The organism is Curtobacterium pusillum (assembly GCF_007680845.1).
GTDB classification, from domain to species: Bacteria; Actinomycetota; Actinomycetes; order Actinomycetales; family Microbacteriaceae; genus Curtobacterium; species Curtobacterium pusillum_B.
In genome coordinates, this window is the sequence record NZ_VEIY01000008.1 from 72,240 (window position 1) to 93,447 (window position 21,208).

The following is a 21,208-nucleotide window of genomic DNA, read 5'->3' on the forward strand; positions in this document are numbered from 1 at the left end:
GCTGTGATCTGCTCGAAACGAACGGGGCGCATCGTGGGCTCGAACCTGCACCGCCCACGAAGGAGTCCGTGATGCTGATCGGCGTCCCCACTGAGATCAAGAACAACGAGTTCCGCGTCGCCGCCACGCCCGCCGGCGTGGCCGAGCTGACGCAGCACGGCAACGAGGTGCTCGTGCAGGCCGGCGCCGGGGACGGGTCGTCGTTCCCGGACGCCGAGTACGCCGCGGCCGGCGCGACGATCGTGCCGTCGGCCGACGACGTGTGGTCGCGAGCAGAGCTCGTCCTCAAGGTGAAGGAGCCGGTGGCGTCCGAGTACGCGTCGATCCGACCCGGGCAGGTGCTGTTCACGTACCTGCACCTCGCCGCCGACCGGCCGCTGACCGATGCGCTCGTCGACTCGGGTGCGACCGCGATCGCCTACGAGACCGTCCAGCTGCCGGACCGGTCGCTGCCGCTGCTGTCGCCGATGTCCGAGATCGCCGGACGGCTCTCGGCGCAGGTCGGCGCCCACCACCTCATGCGGGCGAACGGCGGACGCGGACTGCTGCTCGGTGGCGTGCCCGGGACGCCGAAGGGGCGCGTCGTCGTGATCGGCGGCGGGGTCGCCGGGGAGCACGCCGCGACCATCGCGCTCGGGATGGGCGCGGAGGTCACCGTGTTCGACATCAGCCTGCCGCGGCTGCGGGCGCTCGACGCCCGGTTCGACGGGCGCGTCACGACGCTGCGGTCCTCGTCACACGCGATCGCGTCGGCGCTGCGGGGTGCTGATCTCGTGATCGGGTCGGTGCTCATCCCCGGGGCGTCCGCGCCGAAGCTCGTGACCGACGCCATGGTCGCGGACATGCAGCCCGGGTCGGTGCTCGTCGACATCGCGATCGACCAGGGCGGCTGCTTCGAGGGATCGCACCCGACCACGCACGACGACCCGACGTTCGCGGTCCACGACACGGTGTACTACTGCGTGGCGAACATGCCCGGGGCCGTGCCGCGCACCTCGACGATCTCGCTGACGAACGCCACGCTGCCGTACGCCGTGGCGATCGCGGACCAGGGGTGGGAGGCGGCGACGGCGGCGGACCCGGCCCTGGCGCTCGGGGTGAACGTGCACGCGGGGCAGGTCGTGAACGAGGCGGTCGCGGCGGCGCACGGCCTGGTGCCCGCGGGGCGGTAGCGGGCGCGGCGCTCCGCGCGGTTTCGCGAAAGCGACAGTCTGCCGCCGAACATTCGCGGCAGACTGTCGCTTTCGCGGGGTGGTCGGTGCGGCGGGCGCGAGGAGTGTCGCTTCGGCGGCCGGCGGCCGGCGGGCCGGCGGGCGGCTACGCTGGGCGCGCGGCGGCCGCGCGGCGCGCAGCGCCGCCGCCAGCGGCGGCACCGCGCCACCCGGCGCGCGCCCGCACCACGAGCGTCACGACGACCGCGGCAGCCGCGGCCACCACCGCCGCGACGGCGGTCGGCGTCGACACGAGCGGCCCGTCGAGCCGTGCGACCGCGACCCACGCCAGGCCCCACGCGAGGGACGTCGTCGGCGCGAGGCGCCCCCGGCCCCACACCGCGAGCAGGACCCCGACGAGCCCGGCGACCGCCGCGACGAGCACGCCCCACACGTCCTGCCCGAGCCCGAAGCCCCGGAAGCCCGCGGCCGTCAGCACCGCCGCCGTGTTCGCCGCCGTCGCGACGCACACCCACCCGAGGTAGAGGCCGAACGTGCCGTCGGTGACCACCGCCTCGACGACGCCGGACGGCCGGGAGCGCCGCAGCAGCACGAACGCCCACACCAGCACCGCCAGCAGGGCGAGGATGATCGGTTCGCTGAGCCACAGGAACCCGAACTGCACGGACAGGATCCACGCCGCGTTGAGCAGCAGGGACAGCACCGCCGGGACCGCGAGTCGCGTGTGCCGGTCGTCGTCCGCCGTGCGGAAGCACTGCCGGACCGCGTACGCGATGAGTCCGACGTAGACCACGCTCCAGATCGAGAACGCGGGCCCGTCGGGAGCGATCGCGGTCGCGGACGCGGACAGTGCTCCGCCCGCCGCGTCCTGGATCGGGGTGCCGCCCGCCGCGCCCGAGCCGACGAACGCACCGACCACCGCGACGACGGCTCCCACCGCGACCGCGATCCGCTTCCAGATCCTCTTCATGACAGCCCCTTTCGTCAGCATGCTGATGACCTGCACGGTAGGCGCGTGGTCGCGCCCGGTGCGCAGCGCGCGTCCAGCCGGACGGGGGACGGACCGTCTGGAGGCGCGGAGCGGGCCCGCCCCGCGCCTCCCGTCCCAGCACCCCGCGGTCTGCGTACGGTGGTCACGTGACCGTCGTGCTCAACACCGTCTACGTCGACCGGATCGCCCCCGTGGCGAGCCCGTCGCTCGACGACACCTTCCGGATGATCGGCGACCAGGGCGCCAGCGCGTGCATCGTGCTGCACCAGCCCGACGCCGAGGAGCTCGGCGACGTCGCGGTCGCCCTCGGCCTGCACGAGCTCGCGGTCGAGGACTCCGCCGAGGGGCACCAGCGCCCGAAGCTCGAGCGCTACGGGTCGACCCTCTTCGTCGTGCTCAAGCCCGCCCTGTACAACGACCGGCAGGAGGAAGTGGCGTTCGGCGAGGTGCACGCGTTCGTCGGCGAGGACTTCTTCCTCGCGGTGGTCAAGGAGGACCCCCGAGGCAGCCAGAACGTCCCGCGGGCACTGCAGCGGATGAGCGGGAAGCCGGGCCTGGTCACGGTGGGGCCGCAGGCGCAGCTCTGGGCGCTGATGGACGCGGTCGTGGACGGCTACGTGCCGGTGATGGACGGCCTCGAGGAGGACATCAACCAGATCGAGGACCAGCTCTTCGCGGGGGAGACCGGGGTCTCGCGGCGCATCTACGAGCTGTTCGGTGAGATCGTCGACTTCCAGCGCGCCGCCCGCCCGCTCGTCTACATGATCGAGAACCTGCACCGCGGTGCCGAGAAGTACCACCTCCCCGTGGAGATGCAGCGCCGGTTCCGCGACGTCCTCGACCACGCCATCCGGACCGTCGAGCGCCTCGACACCTTCCGGCAGCTGCTGCAGAACGCCCTGACGGTCGACTCGACGCTCGCGGCGCAGAAGCAGAACGACGACACGAAGAAGATCTCGGGCTGGGCGGCGATCCTGTTCGCGCCGACCCTCGTCGCGGCGATCTACGGCATGAACTTCACGCACATGCCGGAGCTGCAGTGGCCGCTGGGGTACCCGCTGGCGATCGTGGCGATGGTCGTGTTCGCCGCGGTGCTCTACGTGGTGTTCAAGGTGAAACGCTGGTTCTGAGCCAGACTGGGGTCGTGCCCGCGAACGACGTCGTCCACCTGACCGCTGGGGGCGTCTCCCTCCTCCTCGACTGCCGCGACCGGGCGCTCCCGGCGGTGGTGCACTGGGGCGCGGCGCTCGGGCCACTCGACCACGACGAGCTCGTGGCCATCGCGGACGGTGACGTGGCCCCCGTCGCGCCGAACGAGGTGGACGTGCCGGTGCGGCTGGCGATCCTCCCGGAACCCCACCGTGGGTGGACCGGCCGCCCCGGCCTCTCCGGGCACCGCGACGGCCGGGACTGGTCGCCGGCGTTCACCGTCACGGAACTCGAGGTCACGGCGGCAACGGTCGTCGCCGGTGCCGCCGACGAGACAGCGGGTCTCGCCGTCCGGCTCACCGTCGAGATGCTCACCTCCGGTCTCGTCCGCACCCGGGCCGCGGTGACGAACACCGCCCCGGGCACCTACGTCGTCGACGACCTCACCGTCGCCCTGCCGATCCCGAGCCGCGCGCGGGAGATCCTCGACTTCGCCGGACGCTGGGGCAAGGAACGCACACCGCAGCGTCGGGAGCTCGTCGTCGGCACCCATGAGCGCGAGGGCCGCAAGGGCCGCACCGGTGCCGACGCCGCCACGGTGCTCAGCGTCGGGACGCCGGGGTTCGGCTTCGCCCGCGGTGAGGTCTGGGGCGTCCACACGGCGTGGAGCGGCAACCACCGGCACGCGGCGGAGCGGCTCGCCACGGGCCGGCAGACGATCGGCGGCGGCGAGCTCCTCCTGCCGGGGGAGGTCCGGCTCGGCACCGGCGAGACGTACGAGGGGCCGTGGGTGTACGGCGCGTACGGCGACGGTCTCGACGACCAAGCCCGCCGCTTCCACCGCTGGCTCCGGAGCCGTCCGCAGCACCCGCGCAGCCCGCGCCCGACGACGCTCAACGTGTGGGAGGCCGTGTACTTCGACCACGACCTCGCCCGGTTGACCGACCTCGCCGAGCGGGCCGCACGGATCGGGATCGAGCGGTACGTCCTCGACGACGGCTGGTTCCGACACCGCCGCGACGACCACGCGGGCCTCGGCGACTGGTACGTCGACGAGGACGTCTGGCCGGACGGCCTCGGCCCGATCGTCGACCGCGTGCGCGCGCTCGGCATGGAGTTCGGGCTGTGGTTCGAGCCCGAGATGGTCAACGAGGACAGCGACCTGGCCCGGGCGCACCCCGAGTGGATCATGCAGGCCGACGGTCGACTGCCGGTCCGCTCGCGCCACCAGCAGGTGCTCAACCTCGCGATCCCGGAGGCGTTCGCGCACGTGCTCGACCGGATGTCGGCGATCATCGGCGAGTACGGCATCGAGTACGTCAAGTGGGACCACAACCGTGACCTGGTCGAGGCCGGCCACCCGGGCGGCGGGGCCGCCGTGCACGAGCAGACCCTGGCGGCGTACCGGTTGATGGCGACGCTCAAGGAGCGGTTCCCGGCGCTCGAGATCGAGTCGTGCTCGTCCGGCGGCGCACGGGTCGACCTCGGCGTGATCGAGCACACCGACCGGGTCTGGGTGTCGGACGACATCGACCCGCTCGAACGCCAGCAGATGCACCGGTGGACCCAGCAGCTGCTGCCGCCAGAGCTCCTCGGGTCGCACGTCGCGAGTGGACGGAACCACACCACCGGGCGCGTGCACGACCTCGCCTTCCGTGCCGGCACGGCGATCGTCGGGCACCTCGGCGTCGAGTGGGACCTCGCACGGGCCACCCCGGCGGAGGAGTCGGAGCTCGCCGAGTGGATCGCGTCGTACCGGCAGTGGCGCGCCCTGCTGCACGGCGGTGACCTGGTGCGCATCGACGAGGTGGACGACACCCGGCTCGTGTACGGCACGGTCGCGCCCGACCGGCGGCAGGCGCTGTTCTTCTTCGTCAGCACCGGTCGCTCCGAGGTGTCCGGCACCGGCCGCATGACGTTCCGCGACCTCGATCCGGAGGCGTCCTACCGCGTCGACCCGGTCGTCATCGGGGACGGTCACGGTGTCGTGGCCCCGGCGTGGTGGTCGGGTGACCGGGTGTTCCGCGGACGCGTGCTCGAGACCGTCGGCCTGCAGCCGCCGCTCCTGCCCGCCGACGCCGTGGTGCCGTTCCGGGTGACGGCCGTCTGAGGACCGCCGGGCGGCCGGTAGGCTTCCGGACATGCCGCACGCCGGACCCGCGACACGAGCCACTCCCGTCTGGGCCCTCAAGCTCACCGTCGTCACCGGGCTGGTGGGGATCGCCGGTGGCATCGCCGGCGTCGCGGTGTGGCTCGCCCTGCAGCTCATCCAGTTCGTCGCGTTCGGGTACCCGTTCGGCGGACACCTCGAGGCGGCCGACGCCCCGTCGGCGCTGAACCGGTTCCTCGCGCTGCTCGCCGCCGGTGTCCTGACCGGGGTCGCGTGGTGGGCCATCCGGCGGTGGGCGCGACCGATCGTCTCCGTCCCGGCTGCGGTCGGCGGCAAGCGCATGCCCGCGCTGGCGACCCTCGCGAACGCCGGCGTGCAGATCCTCGCCGTCGGACTCGGCGCCTCCATCGGCAAGGAGGTCGCCCCGCGCGAGGTCGGGGCGTGGCTGGCCCAGCTCGTCACCGCCCGCGCCGGTCTGACCGGTCGCGAGACGAAGATCCTCGTGGCGTGCGGGGCCGCCGCCGGCCTCGCCGCCGTGTACGACGTCCCGCTCGGTGGCGCGCTCTTCGCGGTCGAGGTGCTGCTCGGCGAGCTCACGTTCGCGACGGCGCTGCCGGCGTTCGCGACGAGTGCGATCGCCGCCGTCGTCGCGCGACTCGTCATCCCGGACGAGGTGCTCTACCACGTGCCCGCGATGCACCTCTCGCCGTCGCTCCTCGTCTGGGCGGTGATCGTCGGTCCGGTGCTCGGCGTCGCCGGCGTCGGGTTCGTGAAGCTGACGAACCGGCTGCAGGGCCTCGCGCCGAAGGGCTGGCACCTGCTCGTGGTGCTCCCCGTCGTGTTCGCGATGATCGGCCTGATCGCGGTGCCGTTCCCCGAGATCCTCGGCAACGGCCGGGCGCTCGGCATCGTGGCGATGAACGCCTCGCTCGACGACGGTTCCGTCGCTGGACTGTCGCCGATCCTGTTCCTGCTGGTCCTCGGGGTCATCCGGACGATCACGACCTCGGCGACGATCGGCGCCGGAGCCGTCGGCGGCACCCTCACGCCGTCCATCGCGATCGGCTCGGCCGTCGGGGGTGGCCTCGGCGGGCTCTGGCTCCTGCTCTGGCCGGCCGACGGCCCGGGGTTGGCCGCGTTCGCGTTCATCGGCGCCGCGGCGTTCCTCGCGACGACGATGCGGGCACCGTTCACCGCGCTCGTGCTCGTCGTCGAGTTCACCCAGCAGGGCACGGACATCCTCATCCCGTCGCTCCTGGCGGTGTCCGGAGCCGTGGCGGTCGGGTACGTCCTCGCCCGACGGCGCAGCGCGCAGATGGTCTGAGCCCCCGGCGGCTGAGCACCCGCTCGCCCGCGCGGCTACCATCGGCGTCACGACGGGGCGCCGGGCCCCGCCCCGAACGAGGAGCAGGCGATGGCGGGGTTCGACGACATCACGAAGAAGGCCCAGGAGTTCCTGAAGGACGGCAAGGTCCAGGACGCCCTGAAGAGCGAGCAGGCCGAAGGGGTCAGCGACAAGATCCTCGACGGGGTCGCCGACGCCGTGAAGAAGGCCACGGGCGGCAAGTTCGACGAGAAGATCGACGGCGCCCGCGAAGCCGCCGACAAGCACGTCGGCAACCAGTAGCCCGCACCGGCCGATCGGCCCCGGCCCGCGCGGGCCGGGGCCGTTCGCCGTCAGCGGCACCGACCGACTGGACGGCCGACACCGCAGGGACCACGATGGACTGGTGACTGTCGTGCCGCTGGACCAACCGCTCTCCGAGTCCGAGGTCGAGGCGATCCGACGGGACTTCCCGATCCTCCAGCAGGAGGTGAACGGGCTCCCCCTCGCCTACCTCGACTCCGGCGCCACCGCCGAACGGCCCCGTCAGGTGCTCGACGCCGAACGCCGGTTCCTGGAACACGACAACGCGGCGGTGCACCGCGGGGCTCACACCCTCGCGGCACTGAGCACCGACGCGTACGAGGACGCCCGGGCCACGGTCGCGGGCTTCATCGGCGCCGCCGCACCGACCGAGGTGGTGTGGACGTCGAACGCCACCGACGCGCTCAACCTCGTCGCGTACGGCATCGCGAACGCCAGCCGTGGTCGCGGTGGCCCCGAGGCCGACCGCTTCCGCATCGGTCCGGGCGACGAGGTCCTGGTCACCGAGGCCGAACACCACGCGAACCTCGTTCCGTGGCAGGAGCTCGCCGCCCTGACCGGGGCGACGCTCCGCTGGGTCCCCGTCGCCGACGACGGCACCTGGACGGCGGAGGACGCCGTCGCGCGGATCTCCGACCGCACGAGGGTCGTCGCGTTCGCCCACGTCTCGAACGTCACCGGGATGATCGCCCCCGTGTCCGAGGTCGTCGCGGCCGCCCACGCCCAGGGTGCCCTGGTGGTGCTCGACGCCTGCCAGTCCGCGCCGCACCGGCCGGTCGACGTGCAGGAGCTCGGCGTCGACTTCGCGGCGTTCTCCGGGCACAAGATGCTCGGCCCGAACGGCATCGGCGTCCTCTGGGGTCGCCGGGAGCTCCTCGACGCGCTGCCCCCGTTCCGCACCGGTGGCTCGATGATCACCACCGTGACGATGGAGCACACCGACTTCATGCCCGCGCCCGAGCGGTTCGAGGCCGGCACGCAGCCGGTGTCCCAGGCGGTCGCGCTCGCCGAGGCGGTCCGGTACCTGCAGCACATCGGCATGGACCGGGTCCGCGCGCACGAGGAGCACCTCGCCCAGCGGATGCTCGAGGGCCTGGCGGAGATCCCCGGCATCCACGTCGTGGGTCCGCCGATCGGCGTGCCGCGGTCCGGGCTCGTGTCGTTCGACGTCGACGGGGTGCACGCGCACGACGTCTCCCAGTACCTGGACGCGCAGGGCATCGCGGTGCGCTCCGGCCACCACTGCGCCCAGCCCCTGCACCGCCGACTCGGCCTCGTCGCCACGAGCCGGGCGAGCACGTACGTCTACACGACCGAGCAGGACGTCGACCGCTTCCTCACCGCCGTCGGCGAGGTCCGCGCGTACTTCGGAGCGGCCTCGTGAGCGCCCTCGACTCCCTGTACCAGCAGGTCATCCTCGACCACGCGAAGGCCCGCCACGGCGACGGCCCGCTCGACGCTGCGGACGCCTCCCACTTCGAGCGGAACCCGACCTGCGGCGACGAGATCACCGTCGGCGTCCGCCTCGAGCCCGGCACCGACCGCATCGCGGCCCTCGGGTGGCAGGGCGACGGCTGCTCGATCTCGATGGCGTCCGCGTCCGTCCTCACCGACATGGCGGTCGGCCGGACCGTCGCCGAGCTGCTGGCGCTCACCGAGGAGTTCCGCACCATGATGCGCTCCCGCGGTGCCGGCGAGCCCGACGAGGAGGTCCTCGAGGACCTCGTCGCCTTCCACGGTGTCTCGAAGTTCGTCATGCGGGTCAAGTGCGGCATGCTCGCGTGGGTCGCGGCCGAAGCCGCCGCGCGCGAGGCGACCGCGGCTCGCTGACGCACGCGTCGTCGGACTGGAGGCGCGGTGCGGGCCCGCACCGCGCCTCCAGTCCGACGGCGGTCGCGTCGACCGCCTCGGCACCCCCGCCGCTCAGGGGAGCGTGACCACGAGCTTCCGGGCGGAGACGCCACCACGGAGTTCGGCGAGGGCATCCGGGATCGCGTCGAGTCCGCGGCCGACCACGGATGCTGTCGGAGTCGCGCGGTACCGGCCGGTCCCGAGCGCCTCGGGCAGGAAGTCGCGGTAGATCGCCGGGCCGATGTCGGACTCGGTCGGTCGGCCACCCCAGATCGCCGAGATCGTGACGCCGTGCCGACGCTCGAGCCGCGCACGGAACGTCGTGATCGGCGTCGGGTACGCGGAGGCGAGCCGGCCGCTGCCGGTCGCGGCGCGGACGATCGGCACCGTGCGGGTCAACGAGCCCTGACCGATGGCCAGCGTGCCGGCCAGCTGCCGGTCTGCGAGTGCGTCAAGGATGCGGCGAGCGGCGGAGGGGTCCCGGTAGTCGACCACGGACTCGGCGCCGAGCGACTGCACGAACGCGTGGTTCTTGGCGGAGGCGGTCCCGATCACCGCGTACCCGGCTGCGCGGGCGAGCTGGACGGCGTTCGCCCCGACGCTCGTCGAGGCGCCCCAGACCAGGACCACCCCGTCACGTGGTGCGGTGCCGACGGACGGCAGGGGGAGCGCGAGCTGGTCGGGCTCGAACAACCCCGCGGCGGCGGTGGAGACCGCGAGGGGCAGGACCGCGGCCTGCTCGACGGCGAGGTCGTCCGGTACCGGCGTGGTCAACCGTTCCAGCAGCAGGACGTGGTGTCGGAACGCGCCTTCGGCGGCGGTGTTGCGGTGCTGCTCCTGACCCGCGGCGTGCCCGAGGACCCGGTCGCCGACACGGAACCGGTCCGCCCCGGCCCCGATCGCGACGACGGTGCCGGCGACGTCCGAGCCGAGGACGGCCGGGTACCGCAGCTTCGGGAAGACCACGTGGCGGAACAGGCCGCCCACGGCGTCGACCGGGTTCACGGCGACGGCTTCGGCACGGACGACGAGCTCGCCCGGTCCGGGCTGGGGCATCGGGGCAGCGCCGACCGTGAACCGTCCGGTCGACGACGTCCACAGTGCTTCGTTCTCCGCTGGTGCCATGGGCCGGACCCTCCGCTCGTTCGGTGATGACACGACGTGTCATCGCTCATTGAACCACGACACGTCGTGTCATCACTACAGTGTTGACATGCGCTGGTCCCCGGATGCCCGAGAGCGACTCGAGCGCGCGGCCTTCGAGCTGTTCGCCGAGCAGGGCTACCAGGCCACCACCGTCCCGCAGATCACCGCTCGGGCGGGGCTCACCACACGCACCTTCTTCCGGCACTTCGCCGACAAGCGTGAGGTGATCTTCGCCGGCGACGAGATCCCCGACGTCGCCCGGGCCGCGCTCGCCGCCGCGCCGCCCGACCTCGACCCGCTCGACATCGTCGTCCACGGACTGCACCGTGTCGCCGACGAGCGGTTCGAGGGCCGTCACGACCAGGTGCGAGCGGTCCGGCGGCTCATCCTGTCCGAGCCCTCGCTCCGCGAGCGGGACGCACGGAAGCGGGCGGACCTGACGGACGCGGTCCGGCAGGGGTTCGTCGACCGTGGACTGGACGCGTCCGACGCCGCCGCGGTCGCCGAGACGGCGGTGGTGCTCTTCCACCTGGCGCTCGAGTCCTGGTTGGACGGACCCGCCGACCGGCGGATGGCCGACGTGGTCGACGAGCAGCTCGGTCGGCTCCGAGCGGTGCTCGATGGGCGTCCGGCCTCGTCACGGTTCGTCACCCGGCGTGACGGCCGACGGAACGCGACGTAGCGTCGCGGAGCGTGACCACCAGCAACCAGCCCCGGCAGATCCGCTTCAACGCGTTCGACATGAACTGCGTCGCGCACCAGTCCTCTGGACTCTGGCGGCACCCGCGAGACCGGTCTCGGCACTACAACGACCTCTCGTACTGGACCGAGCTCGCGAAGCTGCTCGAGCGGGGCACCTTCGACGGCATCTTCATCGCCGACGTCCTCGGCACCTACGACGTGTACGGCGGGACGGACGAAGCGGCGCTCCGGACCGGCTCGCAGGTACCCGTGAACGACCCGATCCTCCTCGTGTCCGCGATGGCTACGGTGACCGAGCACCTCGGCTTCGGGATCACCGCCGGGACCGCGTACGAGCACCCGTACCCGTTCGCGCGACGCATCTCGACGCTGGACCACCTGACGAAGGGCCGGATCGGCTGGAACGTCGTCACCGGCTACCTGCCGAGTGCCGCTCGGAACATGGGGCAGACGGACCAGCTCGGCCACGACGACCGCTACGACGTCGCCGACGAGTACCTCGAGGTCCTCTACAAGCTGTGGGAGGGCTCCTGGGAGGACGACGCCGTCGTCGAGGACCGCGAGACCGGCGTGTTCACGGACCCGGCGAAGGTGCACCCGATCGAGCACCACGGCAAGCACTTCGACGTCCCGGGGATCCACCTGTCCGAGCCGTCGATCCAGCGGAGCCCCGTCATCTACCAGGCCGGGGCGTCGCCCCGAGGCGTGCGCTTCGCGGCCGAGAACGCCGAGGCGGTCTTCGTCGGGGCCCCGACCCTGCCGCAGTTGGCGGCGACGGTCGCGAGGATCCGGGACGCCCTGGAGGCTGCTGGTCGCGACCGGTACGCCGCTCGCGTCTACACGCTGCTCACCGTCATCACGGACGCCACCGACGAGGCGGCGCAGGCCAAGTACGAGGACTACCTGTCGTACGCGTCGGCCGAGGGCGCCCTGGTGCTCAACTCCGGGTGGATGGGCGTCGACCTGTCGCAGTACGACCTCGACCAACCGCTCGGCGGCATCGAGTCGAACGCGATCCAGTCCGCCGCGGCGAACCTGTCCGCGGCGACCGGCGAGGACGGGGCGAACTGGACCGTGCGGGACATCGCGAAGCACACCGCGATCGGCGGCCTGGGACCCGTCGCGGTCGGATCCGGTGCGACCATCGCCCAGCAGCTGGTCGACATCCAGGAGCAGACCGACGTCGACGGCTTCAACCTGGCCTACGCCGTGACCCCGGGCACGTGGGAGGACGTCATCGAGTTCGTCGTGCCCGAACTCCGCGCGCGCGGCGTCTACCCGTCGACGTACGAGGAGGGCTCGCTCCGCCACAAGCTGCACGGCCGCGGCGACCGTCTGCCCGAGGAGCACCGGGGGGCTTCCTTCCGGGTCGGACAGGCCTCGGTCGTAGGCTGACCCGGTGATCGGATCGTCCTGCGTCGTGCGTGCCGCGACCGAGGACGAGGTCGCGGCCTGTGTCGAGCTGTGGACCAGCGCCGTCGCGACCCGGGACGGCGTACCGGAGTCGGACGCCGTGCGGGACCGGGCGCGGTCGAAGTTCGGTGCGCCGCGGGTCGCGCTCCTGGTCGCGTCGGACGATCACGGCCTCGCCGGGTTCACCCTCGTCACGGCCCCGGGCAGTGGCGGCCCGGGTGGTCCGGAGGACGCTGCGTACCTCTCGCTCCTCGCCGTCGCCCCACGGGCGCAGGGTCACGGCCTCGGGCGGGCCCTGCTGCGGGCTGCGGTCGCCGAGGCTGCCCGCGCCGGACACGAGCGGTGCCTCCTGCACGCACTCGAGGACAACGCGCCGGCCCTCCGGCTCTACACGAGCGCCGGGTTCCGCCCGGTCGGTGAGGCGTTCCCGCACGCACTGAGCGGGCGGCCGACGCGCGCCTGGACCGCGGTCAGTGCGGTCAGTGCGCCAGGGGAGCGGGCAGCGCCTCGTCCGGCGTCGGCCACGGAGCCCACTTCGCCCGGGGCGCCGTGAGCAGGTAGGGCTGCGGCGACGGGTAGCTGACGATCTCCAGCGTCGAACCCCACGGCGTCCTGGTGTACACGAACCGGTTGCCGTCGCCCGCCTCGAGCCCGCGGAGGTCCCGCGGCTCCGAGTTGCGGGAGCCCCCGGCCGCTTCGACCCGGGCGAGGGCCTCGTCGAGGTCGTCCGCGTACACCGCGAGGTGCTGCCAGCCGAGGTCCGACGGGTGTGCAGCGCCGTGCTGGTCCGGGCCGAGGTACTCGAACAGCTCGAGTCCCGGGCCCTCGGGGAGGGCGAGCATCCGCATCGCGCCCTGCCCCATCGTCGCGGGGATGCCGAGGTACCGGTGCGCTTCCGGGGAGTCGTTCGGCGCCTCGGTGCGGCAGCGCATGTCGTAGAGGACGACGGCGCCGAGCGCCGCCACGAAGAACGTCGTCGCGGCCTCGATGTCGGGCACGGTGACACCGACGTGGTCGATCCTGATTCCCCTGGTCATGCGGAGATCCTCACACCGGCGGGTCGCGGCGGCGCGGGCGGCGCCCATCGGTGCGGCCGGGGTGCGGTTTCCCGCACCCGCAGGATGCCCGAGTCCCGATCACGGGAACAGGGAAACCCCAGGTCAGGGCAGCCTCACCTTGCTGGTGCACGGCCTCGGGGAGTGCCATCCTTGCTCCCATGTCGACCGCATCGGACCTCGTGCTCCCCGCCACCGATCACGACGTGACCAGCGCCGCGCGGCTCAACTGGCTGCGCGCCGGGCTGCTCGGGGCGAACGACGGCATCGTCTCCGTCGCGGCGGTCCTCGTCGGCGTCGCCGGCGCCGGTGCCGGCACGGGGCCCGTCATCGCGGCGGGGACGGCCGCACTCGTCGGCGGTGCGGTGTCGATGGCGCTCGGCGAGTACGTGTCGGTGAGCGGTGCCCGGGACGCCCAGCGCACCGGGCAGGCCGCGCAGCAGGCCGAGCTCGCAGCGGAGTCCGAGGACGCCGACACCATCGCTGCCCACTACCGGGACCTCGGCGTCGACCCGACCGTCGCCGGGGCGGTCGCCGCCGAGCTCGTGCGGCCCGAGGTCCGGCGTCGCCGCGCAGCCGTCGCGCTCCGGGACGCCGAGGACGACGTGGTGAGCCCGTGGCGGGCCGCCTGGGTCTCCGCGGCGACGTTCACCACCGGCGCCGCCCTGCCCTTCCTCGCCATGCTCCTCGCCCCGGAGTCCGCCCGCGTGGCGGTCACGGTCGTGGCCGTCCTGATCGCACTCGCCGCGACCGGTGCCACCGGGGCGACGCTCGGCGGAGCGCCCCGCACCAGGGCGACGATCCGGGTGGTGCTCGGCGGCGCGCTCGCGCTCGCGGCCACCTACGCGGCCGGCACCGTGCTCGGCGCACACGCGCTCTGACGTCGTCCGGAACGGGCGTTCCAGGATCGGCGGTCGGACACACGACCGTTACACGGGGGTAACGGGGCGGGTGACACCGCTCCCTAGCGTCGTGGCAGGGGCGCAGACCGTCCGCCCCTTCCGCTCCTGGAGGAGGACGCCATGGCCACAGAGACCGCGACCCCGGTCGCCGCGCCCCACGCCCCCGTCACGACCGCCGCCCCCGCGGGCGCCGGCGTGGTCAAGCCGACGTACGACCCAGCCCTGACGAACGAGGACCTCGCCCCGCTGCGCCGGCAGACGTGGACGAGCTACAACATCTTCGCGTTCTGGATGTCCGACGTGCACTCCGTCGGCGGGTACGTCACCGCCGGCTCGCTCTTCGCGCTCGGCATCGCGAGCTGGCAGGTGCTCGTCGCCCTCGTCGTCGGCATCCTCGTCGTGCAGGTGTTCGCGAACCTCGTCGCGAAGCCCTCGCAGCGGACCGGGGTCCCGTACCCGGTGATCAACCGCGCCGTGTTCGGGGTGCTCGGGGCGAACGTCCCCGCGATCATCCGTGGTCTCATCGCGATGGCCTGGTACGGCGTCCAGACGTTCCTCGCCGCCCAGTCGCTCAACATCGTGTTCCTCAAGTTCATCCCGGCCTCCGCAGGGCTCCTCGAGCACTCGTTCCTCGGGCTCTCCGCGCTCGGCTGGATCTCCTACGCGATCCTCTGGGTCGCCCAGGGCGCCCTGTTCTGGATGGGCATGGACGCCATCCGGAAGTTCATCGACTGGGCGGGTCCCGCCGTCTACGTCATCATGATCGCGCTCGCGATCTACCTCGTGGCGCGGGCCGGGATCGGGAACATCTCGTTCACCCTGTCGGCCGGTGCGCCGCTGTCGTTCGGCGCGAGCATCCCGGTGATGCTGTCGGCGATCGCTCTCGTCGTGAGCTACTTCTCCGGGCCCATGCTCAACTTCGGTGACTTCTCCCGCTACGCGAAGTCCTACGGCGCGGTCAAGCGCGGCAACCTCTGGGGGCTGCCGATCAACTTCCTGTTCTTCTCGGTCCTCACCGTGCTCTGCGCGAGCGCCACGGTGCCCGTGTTCGGCAAGCTGATCACCGACCCGATCGAGACCGTCCAGGCCATCGACGCCCCGTTCGCGATCCTCCTCGGCGGGCTCACGTTCGTCACGGCGACCGTCGGCATCAACATCGTCGCGAACTTCATCAGCCCCGCGTTCGACTTCTCGAACGTCGCCCCGCGGAAGATCAGCTGGCGCACCGGCGGCATGATCGCCGCGGTCGGCTCGGTGCTGCTGACGCCGTGGAACTGGTACGGCAACGACCAGGCGATCCTCTACACGCTCGGGGTGCTCGGTGCCCTCATCGGCCCGCTGTTCGGTATCCTCATCGCCGGCTACTACATCGTCGCGAAGCAGCGCGTGGCGGTCGACGACATGTACACGACCGACACGACCGCGCGGTACTGGTACACGAAGGGGTTCAACCCGAACGCGATCTGGACGCTGGTCGTCACGGGCGCGGTCTCGGTCGCGAGCGCCGTCCTGCCGTCGGTGCTCGGTGTGGTGCCGTGGCTGTCGAACTACAGCTGGTTCATCGGCTGCGGCCTCGGCCTGGTCGTGTTCTGGGGCATGGAACGGATCCGTCCGAGCATGCCCGCCCTCGCCGCCGACGACCCGACCGTCGACGACGGCGCCGCGGACGGCCGGGCCTGAGACCGGTGCGGATCCGCGTCGTCAACCCGAACACGACGGCCTCGATGACCGCGGCGATCGGCACTGCCGCCGCCGCGGTCGCGGGACCGGGCACGATCGTCGAGGCCGTGCACCCGACGATGGGGCCCGCGTCGATCGAGAGCCACTACGAGGAGGCGCTCGCCGTCCCGGGCCTGCTCGAGCAGATCGCGATCGGGGAGCGTGACGGGGTCGATGCCTTCGTGGTGGCGTGCTTCGGTGACCCCGGGCTCGACGCCGCACGCGAGGTCGCCTCCGGCCCCGTCATCGGGATCGCGGAGGCGGGCTTCCACGCCGCCGCGATGCTCGGCCGGCGCTTCGGTGTCGTCACGACGCTCGCCAGGACGACCGGGCGGGCCCACGAGCTCACGGAGCGGTACGGGTTCGCCTCGCTCGTGACCGAGATCCGTGCGTGCGAGGTCCCGGTGCTCCGCCTGGAGGACCCCGCATCGGACGCCCGCGCGCTCGTCATCGAGGAGTGCCGCCGGGTGGTCGACGGTGGCGCGGACGCGGTGGTGCTCGGCTGTGCGGGGATGGCGGCGTTCTGCGCGGAGGTGTCCCGCGCGATCGGGGCGCCGGTGGTCGACGGGGTCGCCGCGGCCACGGTCCTCGCGGAGTCGCTCGTGCGGCTCGGGCTGACCACGGGGCGGACGGGTGAGTACGCGCTCCCGCCGGCCAAGCCGATGGTCGGACTGTTGGCGGGGTTCGAACGCGGCCACGCGGCGGAGGTGGGCGTCGGGGCGGGCGCGTGACGCGCCTCCCGTCCGACCGTCCGGTCCGCGCCTACGCCTGCAGCTCCGCTGCCAGGGACGCGTTCCGCTCCCGGATGAGGTGCGGGAGGTAGCGCGCGAGCGCGAGCCGCTCGGCGAGCAGCCCGAGCGGACCGAGCGGGGCACGGAACGTGATCTCGTCCACCATCCGGGTGCCGCGTGCCGACGGCTCGAACCGGTGCTCGTGGTGGAACCGGGCGAACGGACCACGCACCTGTTCGTCGACGAAGCGGTGTGGCGCCTCCAGTGCCGTGACGCGGCTCGTCATCCGCCACACGACACCGAAGTGCCGGGCGCGCCACGTGACGGTCTCGCCGAGTCCGATCGTGCCGGACGTCGTGCCGTCGACGGCGCGTTCGCCGCTCGCTGCCATCGACCGGACGTGCGCGTCGACGTCGAGCGAGAGGGCGAAGACGCGCTCGGGCGGGGCGTCGAGCTCCGTGACGACGCGGAAGGAGACCGTCACGACGGGTCGGGCGTCGGCGCGACCGTCGGCGTCGGTGCGACCGTCAGCGTCGGCGCGACCGCCGATGTCGGCCAGACGGTCGGTTCCGACCGGTCGTCCTCGCGCAACACCGCCGCGATGAGCTGGTCGTGGCGTCGGCCGCGGTGGAAGACGCCGGAACGGAGCAGCCCCTCGTACCGGAGCCCGACGCGCTGGGCGATCGCCGCGGACGGCGTGTTCGACGCGATCGCCCGCCACTGCACCCGGGCGAGGGCGAGCCCGTCGGGACGGGGCGCGAACGCCCAGTCGAGCACCGCGACGGTGGCTTCCGTCACGAAGCCGTGCCCGCGGCCGTCCGGGTGCACCGCGTACCCGACCTCGGCGGCGCCGTCCACGAAGCCGAACAGCCCGATGGTGCCGAGCAGACGGGGGTCCTCGGCGCGGCGGACGGCGAACTCGTAGCGGGAGTCCGCCGTCCAGCCGGCCCGCACGACCTCCGTGATCCAGTGGTGTGCCTCGGCGTGGCCGTAGGGCACCGGCACCGGGGTGAACGCGATGACGTCCGGATCGTTCGCGTACGCCACGACGTCGTCGGCGTCGGCCGGCTCGGGCACCGAGAGCACGAGCCGGTCGGTGCGGAGCGTGACGGGGTCCATCCGCCGAGCCTAACGGCGTCGAGTGCCGCGGTACCGTCGGAGCATGACGTTCGACGCGCTCCCGTTCCCGGTCATCGACGGCCACAACGACCTGCCGTGGGAGCGGCGGGACACGCACGGCTCGGGCGTCGAGGGCATCGACACCGAGGTCGGCTCGCTGCACACCGACCTCCCGAAGCTGCGTGCGGGCGGGGTCGTCGGACAGTTCTGGTCGGTGTTCGTCCCCACCGACGTGCCGGACCCGGTCCGGGCGACGCTGCAGCAGGTCGACGTCGCGCACCGGATCGTCGAGCGTTACCCGGACTCCCTCGCGCTCGCGCGGACCGCGGCCGAGGTGCGCGCGGCGATCGACTCCGGGCGGATCGCGTCGCTCCTCGGCGCCGAGGGCGGCCACTCCATCGGGGACGACCTGGCCGTGCTCCGCGACCTCGCCCGGCTCGGAGTCCGGTACATGACGCTCACGCACAACGACGACACCCCGTGGGCCGACTCGGCGACGGGATCGCACCCGCACGGCGGACTCACCGACCGCGGTCGCGAGGTCGTCGCCGAGATGGAGCGGATCGGCATGCTCGTCGACCTGTCGCACACCTCGCCCGAGACCATGCGGGACACGCTCGACATCGCCACGCAGCCTGTGGTCTTCAGCCACTCCTCGACCGTCGCCGTCAACGGCCACCCACGGAACGTGCCCGACGACGTCCTCGCCCGACTGGCCGACAACGGCGGCGTGGTGATGATCACCTTCGTGCCGGCGTTCGTCTCGGGGGCGTGGGCGGCGTGGGAAGCGGACGGTTCGGTGGGGGAGCCGCCGGTCGTGACGGTGTCCGAGGTGGCGGACCACGTCGAGCACGCTCGGGCGGTCGCCGGGGCGGCGTACATCGGGCTCGGTGGGGACTACGACGGCACGTCCGTGCTCCCGTCGGACCTGCGGGACGTGTCGCGGTACCCGGTGCTCGCGGCGGAGCTGCGGCGGCGCGGGTGGGGGAGCGCGGACCTGCGGGCGCTCGCGGGCGGCAACGTGCTGCGGGTGCTCGAGGCGACCGACGAGCGGTTCGCCCGGACGGCGCACGTGCGCTGACCGGCGGGCGCTGCTGGGCCCGCGCGGACCGGCTCAGCCGTAGGTCGGGTACTGCGGCCACCCCGCCGGGCTGTCCTCCCAGTCCTGCTGGCGCCCGTACACCGTGCGGTCCATGATGTGCGCGACCGGGAGGATCGCCTCGGTGCCCCGCGATCCCGTCGCGTACGTCAGGTACGGCACGCCGTCCCGCAGCAGGTAGTACGAGTACCCCGGCACCGGACCGTCCCAGCCCTCGTCGTGCACCGTCCACCCCCAGTCGTCGTGGTAGCTCGTCGCGCCGGACGACACCCACGTGTGCGGCCAACCGCGCTGCTGCCGCCACGCCTCGAGCTTCTCGATCGGCCCTTCCGAGATCATCGCGAACGCGATCCCCTCGTCGGCGAGCCGTCCCATGTCGGCGGGCAGGTTGTCGACGGCCCAGGTGCAGCTGGGGCACCCGGCGTCCCAGTCACGCCCGTACATGACGTTCTGCACGAGGAGCAGGTACTTCTCCCCGAACAGTTCGGTCAGTCGGACGGGCCCGTCCGGCCCGGTGAACTCGTAGTCGTCGACACGCACCATCGGCAGCCGGCGGCGGGCCGCCGAGACACGGTCGCCGTGCCGGGTGAGTTCCTTCTCGTCGCGCACCTGCGCGGCGAGTGCCTCGTCGAACGCGGCACGGTTGACGACCGGCGGAGCGGCGGTGGGTTGCTGTTCCTTGGACATGACGACCTCCTCGTCGTTGCGCCGAAGGGTACGCCGGTCGCGACGGACTGGAGGCGCGGTGTGCGCCCGGTACGACGCGTGCGTCACGGACAGGGACACGCCGGGCGTGATCGCTAGGATCACAGCGCACGCGGTGCTTCCAGGGCGGAGGCGCGCGACCTGACCCGCAGAGGACGGTACCGATGAGCGGCACGATCCACGACAACATCTCGCAGGCGTTCGGGAACACGCCGCTGGTCCGGCTGAACCGCCTCCCGAAGGAGGGCGGAGCCGAGATCCTGGCGAAGCTCGAGTTCTACAACCCGGGCGCGAGCGTGAAGGACCGTCTCGGCGTCGCGATCATCGATGCGGCCGAGGAGTCCGGCGAGCTGCCGGCCGGCGGGACCATCGTCGAGGGCTCGTCGGGCAACACCGGCATCGCGCTCGCCCTGGTCGGCGCTGCCCGCGGCTACAAGGTCGTCATCACGATGCCGGAGACCATGAGCGTGGAACGCCGTGCCGTGATGCGCGCGTACGGCGCCGAGATCGTCCTCACCCCTGGTGCCGAGGGCATGAAGGGCGCGGTGTCGAAGGCGGAACAGATCGTCGCCGAGACCCCCGGCGCGATCCTCGCCCACCAGTTCGAGACCGCGGCGAACGCGGCGATCCACCGGAAGACCACGGCGGAGGAGATCCTCCGCGACACCGAGGGGCACGTCGACGTGTTCGTCGCGGGCGTCGGCACCGGTGGCACGATCACGGGTGTCGGCCAGGTCCTCAAGGAGCGCGTCCCGGGTGTGCAGATCGTCGCGGTCGAGCCGAAGGACTCCCCGCTCCTGACCGAGGGCAAGGCCGGCCCGCACAAGATCGCCGGCATCGGCGCGAACTTCATCCCCGAGGTCCTCGACCAGTCCGTGTTCGACGAGGTGTTCGACGTCGAGCTGGACGACGCCCTCCGGGTGGGCCGGGCCCTCGCGACCGAGGAGGGCATCCTCGCGGGCATCTCGTCCGGCGCGATCATCCACGCCGCGATCGAGATCGCCGCGCGCTCCGAGAACGCCGGGAAGCGGGTCGTCGCGATCGTGTGCGACACCGGCGAGCGCTACCTGTCGACGGTGCTCTTCGAGGGACTCACTGCGTGACCCGTGCCGCCCGACGAGGCGTGCTGCGTGCTGTCCGGGAGGACCTCGCCGCAGCACGCCGCGGTGACCCCGCCGCCCGCGGCGACCTCGAGAACGCGATCGTGTACTCGGGGCTGCACGCCATCTGGACCTACCGGCTGACCCACCGGTTGTGGATCGCCGAAGGGCTCCCCGGCTCCCGGTTCGCCGCTCGGGTGATCGCCCAGGTCGCCCGGTCGCTGACCGGCATCGAGATCCACCCGGGCGCACGGATCGGTCGGCGGTTCTTCATCGACCACGGCATGGGCGTCGTGGTCGGGGAGACCGCGGTGGTCGGTGACGACGTCGTGCTCTTCCACGGCGTGACGCTCGGCGGGCGCGGGGGCGACCACGGACCCGGGGCACGCCGGCACCCGGCCGTCGGGGACCGCGTCGTGCTCGGCGCGGGGTCGTCGCTCATCGGTGCGATCACCGTCGGTGCGGACTCCGTCGTGGGTGCGAACACCGTGGTGACGAAGGACGTCCCGGCGGGCTCGGTCGTCACCGGCGTGGCCGGCACGGCGCGCCCGCGCTCAGGGCACGAGGGCGTCCCGCCGCTCTGACGGGACGCCGAG

22 protein-coding genes are annotated in these 21,208 nt (G+C 72.8%); 16 read left to right on the forward strand and 6 right to left on the reverse strand.

The genetic code is table 11. The features are described 5' to 3' along the window. The first annotated feature begins 71 nt into the window (after window positions 1-71). Complete coding sequence (ald, locus tag FS825_RS15655; protein ID WP_144714840.1) at window positions 72-1,172, forward strand: alanine dehydrogenase; 1,101 nt, start codon at window positions 72-74, stop codon at window positions 1,170-1,172. A 145-nt stretch (window positions 1,173-1,317) separates the two neighbouring features. Here ald and FS825_RS15660 read toward each other — a convergent pair whose 3' ends face one another. Beyond that, entirely contained in the window at window positions 1,318-2,142 is an 825-nt protein-coding gene (locus tag FS825_RS15660) for a tryptophan-rich sensory protein (RefSeq protein WP_144714843.1), read from the reverse strand. Between the two features lie 167 nt (window positions 2,143-2,309). Here FS825_RS15660 and FS825_RS15665 point away from each other — a divergent pair, with 167 nt between their 5' ends. The 6 genes from FS825_RS15665 to sufU all read left to right on the forward strand — a co-directional run bounded on the left by FS825_RS15665 (window position 2,310) and on the right by sufU (window position 8,900). Beyond that, window positions 2,310-3,293 (forward strand): magnesium and cobalt transport protein CorA, encoded by a 984-nt coding sequence (locus FS825_RS15665; RefSeq protein WP_144714846.1) that lies wholly within the window; start codon window positions 2,310-2,312, stop codon window positions 3,291-3,293. 14 nt (window positions 3,294-3,307) lie between these two features. After that, window positions 3,308-5,422 (forward strand): alpha-galactosidase, encoded by a 2,115-nt coding sequence (locus tag FS825_RS15670; protein ID WP_144714849.1) that lies wholly within the window; start codon window positions 3,308-3,310, stop codon window positions 5,420-5,422. A gap of 31 nt (window positions 5,423-5,453) precedes the next feature. Continuing rightward, window positions 5,454-6,746 carry a chloride channel protein gene (locus FS825_RS15675; protein WP_144714851.1) on the forward strand — a complete coding sequence of 431 codons (1,293 nt, stop codon included), beginning with the start codon at window positions 5,454-5,456 and terminating at the stop codon, window positions 6,744-6,746. 90 nt (window positions 6,747-6,836) lie between these two features. Continuing rightward, window positions 6,837-7,049 carry an Rv0909 family putative TA system antitoxin gene (locus FS825_RS15680; protein WP_144714853.1) on the forward strand — a complete coding sequence of 71 codons (213 nt, stop codon included), beginning with the start codon at window positions 6,837-6,839 and terminating at the stop codon, window positions 7,047-7,049. Between the two features lie 112 nt (window positions 7,050-7,161). Beyond that, window positions 7,162-8,454: an aminotransferase class V-fold PLP-dependent enzyme gene (locus tag FS825_RS15685; RefSeq protein WP_144715077.1), complete on the forward strand. Its 1,293-nt coding sequence runs from the start codon at window positions 7,162-7,164 to the stop codon at window positions 8,452-8,454. Further along, complete coding sequence (gene sufU, locus FS825_RS15690) at window positions 8,451-8,900, forward strand: Fe-S cluster assembly sulfur transfer protein SufU (protein ID WP_144714855.1); 450 nt, start codon at window positions 8,451-8,453, stop codon at window positions 8,898-8,900. Before FS825_RS15685 ends, sufU begins: the two co-directional genes overlap by 4 nt. A 93-nt stretch (window positions 8,901-8,993) precedes the next feature. On the opposite strand, the gene FS825_RS15695 is transcribed toward sufU, so the two are convergent. After that, window positions 8,994-10,046 carry a zinc-binding alcohol dehydrogenase family protein gene (locus FS825_RS15695; RefSeq protein ID WP_144714857.1) on the reverse strand — a complete coding sequence of 351 codons (1,053 nt, stop codon included), beginning with the start codon at window positions 10,044-10,046 and terminating at the stop codon, window positions 8,994-8,996. A gap of 88 nt (window positions 10,047-10,134) precedes the next feature. On the opposite strand from FS825_RS15695, the gene FS825_RS15700 reads away from it, so the two are divergent. From FS825_RS15700 to FS825_RS15710, 3 genes are read left to right on the forward strand one after another with little or no spacing between them, the layout of a single operon-like run. Then, the gene (locus tag FS825_RS15700) at window positions 10,135-10,749 is read left to right on the forward strand and encodes a TetR/AcrR family transcriptional regulator (protein WP_144714859.1); all 615 of its coding nucleotides are present in this window, start codon (window positions 10,135-10,137) and stop codon (window positions 10,747-10,749) included. An 11-nt stretch (window positions 10,750-10,760) separates the two neighbouring features. Further along, on the forward strand, window positions 10,761-12,164 hold the full coding sequence (locus FS825_RS15705; RefSeq protein WP_260981273.1) for an LLM class flavin-dependent oxidoreductase: 1,404 nt from the start codon (window positions 10,761-10,763) through the stop codon (window positions 12,162-12,164). 4 nt (window positions 12,165-12,168) lie between these two features. Beyond that, window positions 12,169-12,735, forward strand: coding sequence for a GNAT family N-acetyltransferase (locus FS825_RS15710; RefSeq protein WP_144714861.1), 567 nt, complete (start codon window positions 12,169-12,171; stop codon window positions 12,733-12,735). On the opposite strand, the gene FS825_RS15715 is transcribed toward FS825_RS15710, so the two are convergent. Then, complete coding sequence (locus tag FS825_RS15715; RefSeq protein ID WP_144714862.1) at window positions 12,662-13,219, reverse strand: VOC family protein; 558 nt, start codon at window positions 13,217-13,219, stop codon at window positions 12,662-12,664. The genes FS825_RS15710 and FS825_RS15715 overlap by 74 nt on opposite strands. Window positions 13,220-13,398: 179 nt before the next feature. Between FS825_RS15715 and FS825_RS15720 the strand changes: the two genes are divergently transcribed. From FS825_RS15720 to FS825_RS15730, 3 genes are all read left to right on the forward strand, one after another. After that, window positions 13,399-14,118, forward strand: a complete 720-nt coding sequence (locus tag FS825_RS15720) for a VIT1/CCC1 transporter family protein (protein ID WP_144714864.1) — start codon at window positions 13,399-13,401, stop codon at window positions 14,116-14,118. Window positions 14,119-14,259: 141 nt separating this feature from the next. Then, window positions 14,260-15,819 (forward strand): NCS1 family nucleobase:cation symporter-1, encoded by a 1,560-nt coding sequence (locus FS825_RS15725; RefSeq protein ID WP_144714866.1) that lies wholly within the window; start codon window positions 14,260-14,262, stop codon window positions 15,817-15,819. Window positions 15,820-15,824: 5 nt separating this feature from the next. Continuing rightward, window positions 15,825-16,589, forward strand: a complete 765-nt coding sequence (locus FS825_RS15730) for an aspartate/glutamate racemase family protein (RefSeq protein WP_144714868.1) — start codon at window positions 15,825-15,827, stop codon at window positions 16,587-16,589. 31 nt (window positions 16,590-16,620) lie between these two features. Here FS825_RS15730 and FS825_RS15735 read toward each other — a convergent pair whose 3' ends face one another. Together FS825_RS15735 and FS825_RS15740 are read right to left on the reverse strand one after the other, a co-directional pair. Further along, complete coding sequence (locus FS825_RS15735) at window positions 16,621-17,073, reverse strand: SRPBCC family protein (protein WP_144714870.1); 453 nt, start codon at window positions 17,071-17,073, stop codon at window positions 16,621-16,623. After that, complete coding sequence (locus tag FS825_RS15740; protein WP_144714871.1) at window positions 17,070-17,708, reverse strand: GNAT family N-acetyltransferase; 639 nt, start codon at window positions 17,706-17,708, stop codon at window positions 17,070-17,072. The genes FS825_RS15735 and FS825_RS15740 overlap by 4 nt, the downstream gene beginning before the upstream one ends. 43 nt (window positions 17,709-17,751) lie before the next feature. Here FS825_RS15740 and FS825_RS15745 point away from each other — a divergent pair, with 43 nt between their 5' ends. After that, window positions 17,752-18,789 (forward strand): dipeptidase, encoded by a 1,038-nt coding sequence (locus tag FS825_RS15745; RefSeq protein ID WP_144714873.1) that lies wholly within the window; start codon window positions 17,752-17,754, stop codon window positions 18,787-18,789. A gap of 33 nt (window positions 18,790-18,822) precedes the next feature. On the opposite strand, the gene FS825_RS15750 is transcribed toward FS825_RS15745, so the two are convergent. Next, window positions 18,823-19,494, reverse strand: coding sequence for a DUF899 family protein (locus FS825_RS15750; RefSeq protein ID WP_144714875.1), 672 nt, complete (start codon window positions 19,492-19,494; stop codon window positions 18,823-18,825). A 182-nt stretch (window positions 19,495-19,676) separates the two neighbouring features. Here FS825_RS15750 and cysK point away from each other — a divergent pair, with 182 nt between their 5' ends. Both cysK and epsC read left to right on the forward strand, forming a co-directional pair. Beyond that, window positions 19,677-20,615 (forward strand): cysteine synthase A, encoded by a 939-nt coding sequence (gene cysK / locus FS825_RS15755; RefSeq protein WP_144714877.1) that lies wholly within the window; start codon window positions 19,677-19,679, stop codon window positions 20,613-20,615. Continuing rightward, on the forward strand, window positions 20,612-21,196 hold the full coding sequence (epsC, locus tag FS825_RS15760) for a serine O-acetyltransferase EpsC (protein ID WP_260981275.1): 585 nt from the start codon (window positions 20,612-20,614) through the stop codon (window positions 21,194-21,196). The genes cysK and epsC overlap by 4 nt, the downstream gene beginning before the upstream one ends. The last annotated feature ends 12 nt before the right edge of the window (window positions 21,197-21,208 follow it).

Bases quoted from the DNA above. Each gene is read 5' to 3' on its own strand.
- FS825_RS15715 (WP_144714862.1), bottom strand. From the start codon at position 13,219: ATGACCAGGGGAATCAGGATCGACCACGTCGGTGTCACCGTGCCCGAC.
- FS825_RS15745 (WP_144714873.1), top strand. From the start codon at position 17,752: ATGACGTTCGACGCGCTCCCGTTCCCGGTCATCGACGGCCACAACGAC.
- FS825_RS15660 (WP_144714843.1), bottom strand. From the start codon at position 2,142: ATGAAGAGGATCTGGAAGCGGATCGCGGTCGCGGTGGGAGCCGTCGTC.
- FS825_RS15725 (WP_144714866.1), top strand. From the start codon at position 14,260: ATGGCCACAGAGACCGCGACCCCGGTCGCCGCGCCCCACGCCCCCGTC.
- FS825_RS15695 (WP_144714857.1), bottom strand. From the start codon at position 10,046: ATGGCACCAGCGGAGAACGAAGCACTGTGGACGTCGTCGACCGGACGG.
- FS825_RS15720 (WP_144714864.1), top strand. From the start codon at position 13,399: ATGTCGACCGCATCGGACCTCGTGCTCCCCGCCACCGATCACGACGTG.
- ald (WP_144714840.1), top strand. From the start codon at position 72: ATGCTGATCGGCGTCCCCACTGAGATCAAGAACAACGAGTTCCGCGTC.
- FS825_RS15675 (WP_144714851.1), top strand. From the start codon at position 5,454: ATGCCGCACGCCGGACCCGCGACACGAGCCACTCCCGTCTGGGCCCTC.
- FS825_RS15750 (WP_144714875.1), bottom strand. From the start codon at position 19,494: ATGTCCAAGGAACAGCAACCCACCGCCGCTCCGCCGGTCGTCAACCGT.
- FS825_RS15700 (WP_144714859.1), top strand. From the start codon at position 10,135: ATGCGCTGGTCCCCGGATGCCCGAGAGCGACTCGAGCGCGCGGCCTTC.
- FS825_RS15680 (WP_144714853.1), top strand. From the start codon at position 6,837: ATGGCGGGGTTCGACGACATCACGAAGAAGGCCCAGGAGTTCCTGAAG.
- cysK (WP_144714877.1), top strand. From the start codon at position 19,677: ATGAGCGGCACGATCCACGACAACATCTCGCAGGCGTTCGGGAACACG.
- FS825_RS15740 (WP_144714871.1), bottom strand. From the start codon at position 17,708: ATGGACCCCGTCACGCTCCGCACCGACCGGCTCGTGCTCTCGGTGCCC.